The 12,622-nt window shown below is 48.2% G+C and carries 13 protein-coding genes; 10 read left to right on the top strand and 3 right to left on the bottom strand.

Features of this window, described 5'->3' with window-relative positions; genetic code table 11:
- Positions 1-19: 19 nt before the first annotated feature.
- The 10 genes from kdsA (at position 20) to rpoS (ending at position 8,510) form a co-directional block, all read left to right on the top strand.
- Positions 20-871 carry a 3-deoxy-8-phosphooctulonate synthase gene (gene kdsA, locus O9X78_RS04660; protein WP_269618447.1) on the top strand — a complete coding sequence of 284 codons (852 nt, stop codon included), beginning with the start codon at positions 20-22 and terminating at the stop codon, positions 869-871.
- A gap of 33 nt (positions 872-904) precedes the next feature.
- Positions 905-2,188 (top strand): phosphopyruvate hydratase, encoded by a 1,284-nt coding sequence (gene eno, locus O9X78_RS04655; protein WP_269618446.1) that lies wholly within the window; start codon positions 905-907, stop codon positions 2,186-2,188.
- Positions 2,189-2,298: 110 nt separating this feature from the next.
- Complete coding sequence (ftsB, locus tag O9X78_RS04650) at positions 2,299-2,577, top strand: cell division protein FtsB (RefSeq protein ID WP_269618445.1); 279 nt, start codon at positions 2,299-2,301, stop codon at positions 2,575-2,577.
- Positions 2,578-2,627: 50 nt separating this feature from the next.
- The gene (ispD, locus tag O9X78_RS04645; protein WP_269618444.1) at positions 2,628-3,329 is read left to right on the top strand and encodes a 2-C-methyl-D-erythritol 4-phosphate cytidylyltransferase; all 702 of its coding nucleotides are present in this window, start codon (positions 2,628-2,630) and stop codon (positions 3,327-3,329) included.
- Between the two features lie 5 nt (positions 3,330-3,334).
- A complete protein-coding gene (gene ispF / locus O9X78_RS04640; protein WP_269618467.1) occupies positions 3,335-3,817 on the top strand; it encodes a 2-C-methyl-D-erythritol 2,4-cyclodiphosphate synthase in 483 nt (160 codons plus the stop codon).
- Positions 3,807-4,817: a tRNA pseudouridine(13) synthase TruD gene (gene truD / locus O9X78_RS04635; RefSeq protein ID WP_269618443.1), complete on the top strand. Its 1,011-nt coding sequence runs from the start codon at positions 3,807-3,809 to the stop codon at positions 4,815-4,817. Before ispF ends, truD begins: the two co-directional genes overlap by 11 nt.
- Positions 4,818-4,884: 67 nt before the next feature.
- Positions 4,885-5,526: a protein-L-isoaspartate(D-aspartate) O-methyltransferase gene (locus tag O9X78_RS04630; RefSeq protein WP_269618442.1), complete on the top strand. Its 642-nt coding sequence runs from the start codon at positions 4,885-4,887 to the stop codon at positions 5,524-5,526.
- A gap of 37 nt (positions 5,527-5,563) precedes the next feature.
- Positions 5,564-6,469 carry a DUF368 domain-containing protein gene (locus O9X78_RS04625; RefSeq protein WP_269618441.1) on the top strand — a complete coding sequence of 302 codons (906 nt, stop codon included), beginning with the start codon at positions 5,564-5,566 and terminating at the stop codon, positions 6,467-6,469.
- 165 nt (positions 6,470-6,634) lie between these two features.
- Entirely contained in the window at positions 6,635-7,438 is an 804-nt protein-coding gene (locus O9X78_RS04620; protein ID WP_269618440.1) for a peptidoglycan DD-metalloendopeptidase family protein, read from the top strand.
- A gap of 73 nt (positions 7,439-7,511) precedes the next feature.
- Positions 7,512-8,510: an RNA polymerase sigma factor RpoS gene (gene rpoS / locus O9X78_RS04615; RefSeq protein ID WP_269618439.1), complete on the top strand. Its 999-nt coding sequence runs from the start codon at positions 7,512-7,514 to the stop codon at positions 8,508-8,510.
- 90 nt (positions 8,511-8,600) lie between these two features.
- On the opposite strand, the gene fdxA is transcribed toward rpoS, so the two are convergent.
- From fdxA to O9X78_RS04600, 3 genes are all read right to left on the bottom strand, one after another.
- The gene (gene fdxA, locus O9X78_RS04610; protein ID WP_269618438.1) at positions 8,601-8,924 is read right to left on the bottom strand and encodes a ferredoxin FdxA; all 324 of its coding nucleotides are present in this window, start codon (positions 8,922-8,924) and stop codon (positions 8,601-8,603) included.
- Between the two features lie 151 nt (positions 8,925-9,075).
- A complete protein-coding gene (gene mutS, locus O9X78_RS04605) occupies positions 9,076-11,658 on the bottom strand; it encodes a DNA mismatch repair protein MutS (protein ID WP_269618437.1) in 2,583 nt (860 codons plus the stop codon).
- A 161-nt stretch (positions 11,659-11,819) separates the two neighbouring features.
- On the bottom strand, positions 11,820-12,518 hold the full coding sequence (locus O9X78_RS04600) for a spermine/spermidine synthase domain-containing protein (protein WP_269618436.1): 699 nt from the start codon (positions 12,516-12,518) through the stop codon (positions 11,820-11,822).
- Between the last annotated feature and the right edge of the window lie 104 nt (positions 12,519-12,622).

The following is a 12,622-nucleotide window of genomic DNA, read 5'->3' as shown; positions in this document are numbered from 1 at the left end:
GAGTGAAAGGAGTAGGTCAATGAAAGATAAAGTGGTCAATGTTGCCGGTATCGATGTGGCAAACGACAAGCCCTTTGTATTGTTTGGCGGCATGAATGTGCTTGAATCCCGCGATCTTGCTATGCAGGTTGCGGAGCACTATGTCGAAGTGTGTGCAAAGATGGGCATCCCCTATGTTTTTAAAGCATCCTTCGACAAAGCTAACCGTTCATCAGTGCATTCGTATCGCGGTCCGGGTATGGAAGAAGGGCTGAAAATTTTTCAGGAAATTAAACAAACCTTCAACGTACCAGTTATTACTGACGTTCACGAAGTTCATCAAGCTGGCCCTGTATCTGAAGTCTGCGATGTCATTCAGCTGCCCGCTTTTTTGGCGCGTCAAACCGATTTAGTGGCCGCTATGGCGGCGACAGACGCGGTTATTAATATTAAAAAACCGCAGTTTCTCAGCCCCGGTCAGATGAAAAACATCGTTGAGAAATTTGCTGAGTGTGGCAATGAAAAAATCATGCTGTGCGAACGCGGTAGTAATTTTGGTTACGATAATTTAGTCGTCGATATGCTGGGCTTTCGGGTGATGCGCGAAGCCAGTGGCGGCGCGCCAATTATATTTGATGTTACCCACGCCCTGCAGTGTAGAGATCCCATGGGCGCCGCTTCTGGTGGTCGTCGCAATCAGGTGGTTGAGTTGGGTCGTGCAGGTGTGGCGCTTGGTATTGCGGGACTTTTCCTTGAAGCGCATCCCGATCCGGATCGCGCTAAATGCGACGGACCCAGCGCATTGCCCTTGTCGGCATTAGCGCCATTTTTAGAACATATGAAAGCCGTGGATGAGACAGTGAAGTCTCTGCCGGTGTTAGATATTAAATAAATTATTTTTTGACTTAAAACGGAGAAAGTGAGCATGGCAGAGATTGTCGATATTAAGGCGTTCGAGGTATTGGATTCGCGGGGAAACCCCACGGTTGAGGCGGATGTGGTGTTGGCATCTGGTGCAATCGGCAGTGCCTGCGCTCCGTCCGGCGCATCGACAGGTTCGCGTGAAGCCTTAGAATTACGTGACGGTGATAAGTCGCGTTATTTGGGTAAAGGCGTGTTGAAAGCGGTTGCCAATATAAATACGACTATCCGTGATTTGTTGATGGGAATGGATGCTGAAGATCAGCGTGCCATTGACAATGCGATGATCGAAGCTGACGGCACTGAGAGCAAATCGGTGCTTGGTGCTAATGCTATTTTGGCGGTATCGCTTGCAGCCGCTAAAGCAGTTGCGATTGAGAAGGGTATTCCTCTTTATCAGCGTATTGCACAAATTAATGGTACTGAAGGTCAGTACACCATGCCGGTCCCGATGATGAACATCATTAATGGTGGTGAGCACGCTGACAACAATGTCGATATCCAAGAATTCATGATTCAGCCTGTTGGCGCGGAGACTTTCGCAGAAGCGCTTCGTCAAGGCGCTGAAATTTTTCACTCGTTGAAAAAAGTATTAGTTGCTCGTGGTTTGAATACTGCAGTTGGTGATGAAGGCGGTTTTGCACCCAACTTACCGTCGAATGAAGCGGCGCTCGAAGCCATAGCCGAAGCCGTTGCTAATGCCGGATATGAACTTGGTAAAGATATTACCTTGGCATTAGATTGCGCGTCATCTGAGTTTTATAAAGATGGAAAATACAATTTGAGTGGCGAAGGCAAAGTATTTGATGCTGAAGGATTCGCCGCATACTTGGATGAGCTGAGCCAGAAGTACCCCATAATCTCTATCGAAGATGGCATGGACGAAAGCGATTGGGACGGCTGGGCAACCTTGACCCGTCGTATAGGCGACCGGGTGCAATTGGTTGGCGACGATTTGTTTGTTACCAACACAAAAATTCTTAAACGTGGTATCGATAACAATATTGCCAACTCAATCCTGATTAAATTCAATCAGATTGGTTCGCTGACAGAAACATTGGACGCGATTAAAATGGCGAAGGATGCCGGCTATACAGCAGTTATTTCACATCGTTCCGGTGAAACTGAAGATACTACAATTGCAGATTTAGCCGTGGCAACATCCGCCGGTCAGATTAAAACTGGATCTTTGTGCCGCTCTGATCGCGTTGCTAAGTATAACCGTCTGCTGCGTATTGAAGCAGAGCTTGGGGCAGCCTATCGCGGTCGGGATGAATTCCGAGCGTAATATAAAAGGGCGGCTGCGGCCGCCTTCTTTGTTTTAGGTGTTTTTAAATGGTTTCTAGGATTTAGTTCTGGAATTAGTATGAACAACAATATCACCACACTGGGTGTGCAATGACCCGTCGGCGCCTGCTTCTAATATTGCTTGTTATTTTGGGCATGTTGCAATTACGGCTGTGGACTGGAACCGGAAGCTGGGAACAGATTGCCAGCCTGCGTCGTGATATTGCCGTTCAGAAAGATCACAACAATGATTTGCAGCTGCGCAATGAACGTTTATATGGTGAGGTTCGCAGTTTAAAACATGATTTAGACAGTATCGAAGAGCGCGCCCGAAATGATATGGGGCTAATAAAATCCGGTGAGACTTTTTATCTTATCGTCGATGAATAGAAATATTGGGAAGCAGAATAATAGCTTGAATCATAACAGGCAGAATCAACGTGGCAGATAATCCACGCATATGGGCGGTCATGCCTGCGGCAGGAACCGGCTCGCGTTTCGGTGGACGCTTAGCAAAGCAGTACCTTACTCTCCTAGATAAATCGGTAATTGAGCATAGTGTACTGGCCTTGTTGGCCTGCACTGATATTAAGGCAATTGCCGTTGCCCTGCATGAAGATGACAAGATTTTTTCTACTTTAGCCTGTGCAAGTGATCCCCGTGTTTTAGCTGTATTGGGCGGGCGTGAGCGCTCTGACTCGGTTGAGCGCGCGCTTGCGGCTTTGAGTGACGCTGCTGAATCGGATTGGGTCTTAGTTCACGATGCCGCGCGTCCCTGCGTTTCTACGAACGATATTCAACGTCTGATAACGCTGGGTTGTGCACATACGACGGGGGCAATTCTAGCCGCGCCGATGGTTGATACGGTTAAGCGTGGCAATGAAGTGGGCGAAATTTCCGCAACTGTAGATCGCAATACGTTGTGGCGAGCATTTACGCCGCAGTTGTTTCGTTTTGGAGAGTTGCGCGATGCGCTTATGCACTGCCGCGAGCGTCAATTAGCGGTGACTGACGAAGCCTCTGCGATGGAGCATTGTGGCCATCGTCCCTTACTTGTCGAAGGCAGTCATCGCAATATCAAAATAACCTACCCAGATGATCTTGCGATTGCAGCGGTGTTTCTTAGTGGAGATCAACAGTGAGTGCGATCCGTATCGGCCATGGTTACGACGTACATCGCCTTGATAAGGGCGAGGGTATTACGTTGTGTGGTGTACGTATTCCTTGTCAGTGGCGTTTGATTGCGCACTCAGATGGCGACGTTGCGCTACATGCGCTTTGCGATGCCATGCTTGGCGCTTTGGCATTGGGCGACATCGGCAAACATTTCCCAGACACTGATCCGCAGTATGCAGGGGCAGATAGCAAAATACTTTTACAACATTGTTATAAGTTAATACTGGCTCAGGGTTTTCGTTTAGGTAATGCAGATTTAACCATTGCTGCGCAGCAACCCAAATTGGCGCCGTTTATTCTTGCGATGCGTGAATCCATAGCCAACGCCATTGGTGTTTCTGAATCGCAAATAAGCGTGAAGGCCACCACGACAGAAAAGCTGGGTTTTGTAGGGCGCAGTGAGGGAATAGCGGTCGACGCTGTTGTACTATTGGAGCGAGCCGATGTTAACTGATTGGCCAAGGGCACAAGGCGCACCGTTGGCATCCGGTGTATTAAAAGCGCAGCCAGAGGATTTTGTTGTTGAAGAAGTTTTTGATGTCGAATTTAGCGACGATGGTGAATTTGATTGGTTGTGGATCGAAAAGATCGGTGACAACACTGAATATCTAGCGCGAAAATTAGCACGCATCGCTGGTGTTCAACCCCGAGCGGTGACCTACTCGGGGCAGAAAGACCGACATGCGGTCACGCGGCAATGGTTTTGTGTGCATCTTCCCGGTAAAAATAAGCCTGAATGGCGTGTGCCAGAAAATGAAACTTGGCGGATCCTGCGTCAGGGGCGGCACCGTCAGAAGCTGCGTTTGGGAAGCCATCGCTATAATCGCTTTATTCTGCGATTGTCTGATTTAAAGGGAGATGTCGCGGACGTGGAAACTCGCCTGCCAATCATTGCCACGGGCATTCCCAATTATTTTGGAGAACAACGCTTCGGCCATGATGGCGGTAATATAGATGCGTGTCGCCAATGGTTTGCGGGCGAAATAAATCCCGCTCGCTTTGAGCGAAGCATGTATTTGTCGGCGGCCCGTTCGCTTATTTTTAATACTGTTTTGGCTGAACGTGTCACTGCAGGCACTTGGGCTAGCGGTTTGGTGGGCGATGTGTTTTCGCTACGTGATAGTGGCAGTGTGTTTTTGGCGGATATCGACACTGAGATTACCGCCCGTTTGCGTGATGGTGATATTCACCCCAGTGGTCCACTATTTGGAAAGGTTGGCAAGCTGGCCGCCGCTGGTGATACGGCGTTGTTAGAAGAGCGGGTATATTCTGACTTTTCTGATATGTGCACAGGATTAATGAAGAACAATTTGGCTATGGAGCGACGCGCACTCCGTGTTATTCCACAGGATGTAAAGTGGCAATTTGCCGATGATGGGGCCTTATCTCTGGCATTTTCCTTGCCTAGGGGCTGTTTCGCTACCGCGCTTGTGCGAGAATTGATCAACTACTAGGGGCTTTCTTGGCCCCGATGTTTACTGAGAAGACACGGTGACAATTTTAAATTTGCAAGGTATTGGGATGACATCCCAGCGAACCAGAGATCGATTGATCGAGCGTTTGACGGAACAGGGCATCACCGACAAAGCCGTGCTTAATGTGATCAGGGGAACGCCTCGTCATATTTTCCTCGACGAAGCTTTGTCACACCGTGCGTACGAAGATAGCTCGCTGCCAATTGGCTTCCAGCAAACTCTGTCGCAGCCTTATATTGTTGCTCGTATGACCGAGTTGTTATTAGCCAATGGTCCGCGAAGTCGCGTGCTAGAAGTGGGAACCGGGTCTGGTTATCAAACGGCGATTCTAGCTCAGATGGTTGAGCGTGTGTTCAGTGTTGAACGCATTCGCCCGTTGCAAGAAAAAGCACGCCAACGGCTTCGTCAACTGGGTCTACATAATGTGCATTTGCGCCATGCAGATGGTGGCATGGGCTGGAAAGATCGCGGCCCTTTTGATGCTATTCTCTCTGCCGCCGCACCGGAGGTGGTGCCCCCAGAATTGTTAGAACAACTCGCGGTTGGCGGACGTCTTGTGATTCCCGTTGGTCCGGTGGGTAAGCAACAGTCTTTGTATGTTTTTGATAAGACCGAAGAAGGCATTGAAGAACAGCTGATCGAGCCGGTGTTATTTGTGCCCATGGTCGCCGGCGTTGTAGTTGCATAAACAATTTTAAAACCCCGTCGGGTGTTAAGGAATATTGATGAAAGGATTTTCGCTAGGGGTGTTTGTTCGCGGGATGGCTATGGGCGCGGCAGATGTTGTTCCTGGTGTCTCCGGTGGCACGGTGGCATTTATTACCGGCATATACGACGAACTCATCGAAAGTCTTAAGTCCTGTAACTTGCAGGCGCTTCAAGTACTGTTTAAGTCTGGCCCAATGGCTTTTTTGCAGCTGATTAATGGCTATTTCCTGTTAAGTTTAATGCTGGGAATCGTTGTTAGCGTCGTGTCATTGGCGCGTTTAATTTCTTATGGCTTGCACGAACACCCGTTGCCCTTGGCAGCCTTGTTTTTTGGTTTGATATTGGCGTCTGCTATTATCGTTTATCAACAAATTCCTCAGGGCATCAAACACGTCGGCTGGCTTATATTGGGTCTTGGTTTTGCAGTATTGATTGGCGAGTTGCGTCCCGCCGAGATTACCGCTACGCCGTTAACACTATTTTTATCTGGAGCATTAGCAATATGCGCCATGATTTTGCCGGGTATATCCGGTAGTTTTATTCTGCTGTTACTCGGCATGTACGAGCCTGTGATTAATGCGGTGAAACAGCTTGAGCTAATTTCCTTACTGAGTTTTGTAGCTGGTTGCGCCGTGGGATTAATGTTGTTTGTGCGTTTACTTTCTTGGTTGATGCATCATCATAGGCCGCAATTATTGGCGACCTTAACAGGTATTTTAATCGGGTCTTTGACGATTATTTGGCCTTGGAAGTTGGGCGCCGACGGGCAATTGTTAGCTGAGTCTTTAGCGCCGGGTTGGCAAAATGTAATGCCATGGGATTATGCGAATTTAGCTGATCCGCAGCTCATGGTGTCGCTAATGATTGCTATTGCGGGCGTGTTTTTAGTGCTGTTAATAGAGCGATTAGCAAAAACCAACTGAGTTTTTAAGAATATTTTTTTCTAATATGCGGCACTGAAAGTTCATATAGTAATCAGAATAGCGAGAGACTTCAGATTATTAGCGTAGTATGAAGCCAACGGAATTGGGTAGAGTGTTACTTCTTTAGCAAAAAAGGTTTATTTTTGTGCTTATTGGGACGCTGACATGATGACGGTGCTGAAGATGTTTTTCAGCATATTAGTTTTTGTTTTGAGCCTTGCGGCCTGTACTTCCAATGGCAGTTATGCGCCTGTTTCTGATCGTTATAATCCTTCTGAACGTCCCCCCCCTTATTACGTTGTCAGTGCTGGCGATACGTTATTTTCTATTGCATGGCGTTATGGCTTCAATGTTAAAGGGTTAGCGACTGCTAACAATTTGGCTGCGCCCTATACCATATACCCTGGCCAAGCACTGATGTTGCAAGAAAGTACGCGTGCTATCGTTTCCGGAGCTAAACCTGCAACAAAATCTAAAAAAACGCCTTCTAAGTCTACTTCGAGTATGCCCAATAGGGCATCGAATAAGCCTGCCGTAGCAGTACAGGCGCCGGTAACGAAATCGCCCATAAAATCGTCTTCGCTAGTATTAGATTCAGGGGCGGGATGGATTTGGCCGGTAAAAGGCCCTTTGGTTCGTTCGTTTGTTGCGACAGGGCAAGCGCATAAAGGTATTGATATTAAAGGTAAAATGGGCGAGCCTGTAAGGGCATCAAGGGCTGGCGTGGTAGTGTATTCAGGAAGCGGTTTAGTGGGTTATGGCAATCTACTTATTCTTAAACACTCTGAACGCTATTTAAGTGCCTACGGGCATAATCGACGTTTGTTAGTCAAAGAAGGAGATAGTGTGAAGGCGGGTGCCGTTATCGCAGAGTTAGGCGACAGCGGAACAGATTCGCCAAAGGTACATTTTGAAGTTCGTGTAGACGGAAAACCGGTTGATCCTTTAAAGCTGCTTCCTAGGCGCTGAACGCCGTTTTGATAAGGAAACTGTTTTAAGTTTCACCCAAGTCGAGCAATAATATCAAAATAAGGATTCGACGATGCGGGTATTTGAAGAAAGTAACAACTATCGTTCTGGTTTAATTGAAATTTTAAATGATAGTGATGACGACCAAGAAAACGATTCATTCAACGCGGAAGCCAAGCAAAAATCAGCACCTAAACCGAGTAAAACGCGATCTCACCGGCAGAGCACGGACCTTGACGCGACTCAGATGTATCTTAGCGAAATTGGATTTTCTCCCCTGTTAACCGCCGAAGAAGAGGTGCACTTTGCACGTCTCGCCAGAAAAGGTGATGAGGCCGGTCGAAAACGCATGATTGAAAGTAATCTGCGCTTAGTTGTAAAAATTTCACGACGTTATTTAAACCGAGGATTAAGCCTATTAGATTTAGTCGAAGAGGGTAATCTCGGCTTAATTCGTGCGGTAGAAAAATTTGATCCTGAGCGCGGGTTTCGTTTTTCAACCTATGCAACGTGGTGGATTAGACAAACCATAGAACGGGCGATAATGAATCAGACCCGCACCATCCGTTTACCCATTCACGTGGTAAAAGAGCTAAATAGTTATTTACGTGCGGAACGGGAGCTAACTCAAAAGTTAGATCATATGCCCTCGCCGGAAGAGATGGCTGAGGCGCTTGATCGTCCGGTATCTGAGGCGAAACGCCTGTGCGGTCTTAAGGATCGGGTAGGTTCCGTTGATGTGCCTTTGACCCATGATTCTGATCAGGTCTTACTGGATACGATCGCTGACACTCAATCTATCAACCCTAGCGATATTCTTCAGGGTCAGGATTTAACAAGCAGTATTGATGTATGGTTAGACGAACTCAGCGTGAAGCAGCGTGAGGTCGTCGTTCGGCGATTTGGTTTGCGCGGTCATGAGTCATCCACCTTGGAGGAGGTTGGCCGAGAAATTGGTTTAACCCGCGAGCGTGTGCGTCAAATCCAGGTTGAAGCTTTAAAAAGTATGCGTGTGTTATTTGAGGCCAATGGCTTGAATGCCGCGTCCCTTTTTGCGGAGGACTTCAATTAACGACGGACGTCGTTGATGTACAGATCTAAAAAAGCCCGCATCTGCGGGCTTTTTTAGATCTGTACCTTATGGAATACGCTACATAGCGTATTAACGCTCCAGATACTGCAGTTTGTTAGGCTTGCCTGCCCATTCTTCGGCATCAGCAGGGCCTTCTTTCATTTCTGTGATGTTTGGCCAAACTTCAGCGAGCTCCGCATTCAACTCAAGGAATACTTGCTGGTCATCTGGCAGCTCGTCTTCCGAGAAGATCGCGTTTACCGGACATTCTGGCTCACATAATGCGCAATCAATGCACTCGTCGGGATGGATAACGAGGAAGTTTGGACCCTCGTAAAAACAGTCTACCGGACAAACCTCGACACAATCTGTGTGTTTGCACTTGATGCAATCTTCGCCTACAACAAAAGTCATTTCTGGTCAGCCCCTTTTTATCCTGACTTGGGTGGTATTTCTTAGAGCGGCGTATTGTAACACCAGTGAAAAAAATCGGTATAGCCTTAGTCTTAACAATAATTTAGCTGTGCCTAATCGTTTTTACTCGTTAGAGGTGTTTATTGTCGATCTATCTCAGTTTAGCCTTTAAGGCATACAGTAATTCGTGTGCCTGCCGAGGACTAAGATTGTCCGGGTCGATAGCCTCTAGCGCTTCTACGACGGGGTGTTCCTCAGCGGGAAGCGCAAACAGATCAGTCTGTGGTCCGGCGGTATTTAGCTGGCCGTGGCCGATCGCTTGGTTTTCTAATTGCTGTAATTTTATTTTGGCGGCGCTAACCACTTTTGGCGGAATTCCCGCAAGTTTTGCCACCTGCAAACCATAGCTCCGGTTAGCAGGTCCTTCTTCCACTCTATGAAGAAAGACAATATGGTCGTTATGTTCGGTAACACCGAGGTGAACATTGGCTGCTTTTGGGTAGCTTTCTGGCAGTACGGTCAGTTCAAAATAGTGTGTAGCAAACAGTGTAAAGCCCTGCACACGGTCTGCGAGATCTATGGCGCAGGCCCAAGCTAATGACAAGCCATCAAAGGTGCTGGTGCCTCGTCCGATCTCGTCCATAAGAATCAGGCTTTTACTGGTGGCGTTATGCAAAATATTGGCTGTTTCGGTCATTTCCACCATGAAGGTAGAGCGGCCGCCAGCAAGATCATCTGATGAGCCGATACGGGTGAAAATTTGGTCAACCAAGCTGAGTTTTACTGATTTTGCGGGTACAAAACTTCCGATGTGTGCCAACAGCACGATAAGTGCTGTTTGTCTCATATAGGTCGATTTACCACCCATATTGGGGCCGGTAATTATCAGTGTGCGACGGTTTTCACCCAGTGTCAGATCGTTGGCAATAAAGGGCTCATCCAGCACACTTTCGACTACCGGATGTCGGCCTTGCTCGATATCAAGTGAGGGCTGATCACAAAACTCGGGCTGGCAAAGGTCTAATTGAATTGCGCGCTCGGCTAAGTTGGCAACAACATCTAATTCGCAAAGGGCTTGGGCAGAGATTTGTAATGCACTGAGTTCCTCATTAAGGGCGTCGAGTAGCATTTCATACAGGTATTTCTCCCTCGCCAAGGCGCGACTTTTACTGCTGAGCGCTTTGTCTTCAAAGGTTTTTAACTCAGGGGTGATAAAGCGCTCGGCATTTTTAAGGGTTTGCCTGCGAATATATTCAACTGGCGCCTGTGCTGCCTGCAGTTTACTTATCTCAATATAATAGCCATGCACGCGGTTATAGCCGACTTTTAGTGTGCTGAGTCCGGTTTTTTCCTTTTCACGACGTTCCATGGCCAATAAAAATTCACCGGCGTCGCTACTGAGACTGCGCAGTTCGTCTAGTTCGCTGTCGTAGCCCTCGGCAATCACGCCGCCGTCTCTGATTACCATCGGTGGATTTTCTGCGACAGCACGGGCAAGTAAATCATCGAGCGAGGGGAACTCACTGATTTCGTGACTAAGACTAAGTAAATAGGGAATGTCTAACGGCTTTAGCTGGCTTTGTAGCAGTGGCAATGTCGCTAGTGCGCGCTGTAAGCGCGACAGATCGCGGGGGCGAGCCGAGCGCAGGGCTACCCGAGAGAGAATCCGTTCTAAGTCACCAATTTGTTTTAGGGTGTCTCGTACAGATTCAAATTGATAGTTTTCTATCAGACCGACAACCCCGCTTTGGCGGGCGTTGAGAACAGTTTGGTTGCGCAGTGGGCGGTGTAACCAGCGACGCAGTAGACGGCTTCCCATGGCGGTTTGGCAGCGATCAAATACCGATGCTAGGGTGTTTTCTGCGCCGCCTCCCAAGTTTAGGTCGAGTTCTAAGTTTCGACGTGTGGCCGCATCCATAGCGACGGCATCATCGCGTGATTCATGTTTAAGTTGACGAATATGGGGCAGTGCAGTGCGTTGGGTATCTTTCACATATTGCAGCAGACAGCCCGCTGCACCGATGCCTAGGCTTAATGTTTCGCAACCAAACCCCGCGAGGTCTTGCACGCCGAAGTGTTGGCAAAGAGCGCGGTTTGCGGCGTCGAAATCGAACTCCCACGGTGGTAAGCGCCGCAGGCCGGGCATTTTGGGCATTTCATCGATTGCCAGATCTTCAGATATTAATAATTCAGCGGGGCGCAGTCGTTGCAATTCTCCTACGAATGCGGCTTGTCCAAGGACCTCTAAGACATGAAATCGACCGCTACTCATATCTAATACGGCGATACCAAAGTTTTGTCCTTGGCCGCATGCGGCAAGTAGTAGAGCGTCTTTGCGCTCGTCTAGCAGCGCTTCGTCGCTGATGGTTCCCGGGGTGACAATGCGTGCAACGGCGCGCTCAACGGGGCCTTTGCTGGTCGCCGGGTCGCCAATTTGTTCGCAGATCGCTACGGACCAGCCACCTTTTACTAGCTTGGCAAGATACCCTTCGACGGCGTGGTAGGGGACGCCACACATTGGAATAGGGTTGCCGCCAGATTTTCCCCGTGCTGTTAAGGTAATATCGAGCAATTCGGAGGCGCGCTTGGCGTCATCGAAGAACAACTCATAGAAATCACCCATACGATAAAAGACGATTTCGTTGGGGTGTTCAGCCTTAATCTTTAAATACTGTTGCATCATCGGAGTGTGGCTCACTTCCGCTGAGCTATTGGTGTTCACGTCATTGGTCATAGTGCTGCGATATGCCTATTGTTTGTTCGCTTAAATTTGCTGTGATCGTTGTTGTGTGTGTTTTGCAGGAATCTATTCATCGTTGCACTGAGAAAGATCGAAAAGAATAACAAATCACATTAAAAACCACTATTGCGATACCAGCGTCAGACCCGTCTGGTTTAGCGGATATCCGATGATTGCCACGGCTTCTGTGCTAAGAAAATAGTGTGGTGGCTACCTTTGCCGGGCCGTGCTCGCACAGTCTTTATATCTACTTTAAAGCGCGCTTTTTTAAGGCGGATCGCGAACATGCTGTCTCCGCCTGCTGACCAAATTGCCAGCATACCTTCGGGGCGTAGCGTGTTTGAGATGGCTTCTAAACCTTGTTGTGAATATAGCCAGTTATTGTCGGCTTGGGTTAAGCCTTCTGGGCCATTATCGACATCGAGCAAAATGGCATCGTAACTATTGGGCTTATTTTCAAACAGCTTGGCCACGTCGCCAATGTGGACGATTGATCGTGGATCGCTTAAGGGATTTTCTGCGCACTGGCCTAAGGGGCCTTTATTCCACTCGACCACTTCAGGGATGAGTTCGGCGACAGTAACCCTCGACGTTGAAGTGACTGATCGCAATGCGGCCGCTAGGGTGTAACCCATTCCGAGTCCGCCAACCAATACATGGGCGTCGGGCTTGTTTTTAATAGTAGCGCAGCCTAACTCTGCCAATACTTGTTCAGAGTTAAAAACGCGGCTGTTCATTAGCTCACCACGCACGCCCGATAGGCGAATCGAAAACTCCTCACCGCGTTGCGACAACTGCAGTTCGCCGCCATCATTGGGTATTTTCGCGATACCGAGCTTTTTCCAAGGAATCATAAAGGGCCTGATCTGTAACATTGGAGCATTAAAATTAAGTGGCGAACTCTAGCACAATTCCCATTTGCGCTACGAAACAAAGTGTTACTATCAGCCATTAAAGG

Origin of the sequence: Zhongshania aquatica, from assembly GCF_027257955.1 — a bacterium.
GTDB classification, from domain to species: Bacteria; Pseudomonadota; Gammaproteobacteria; order Pseudomonadales; family Spongiibacteraceae; genus Spongiibacter; species Spongiibacter aquatica.
This window is presented reverse-complemented; position numbering and strand designations above follow the sequence as displayed.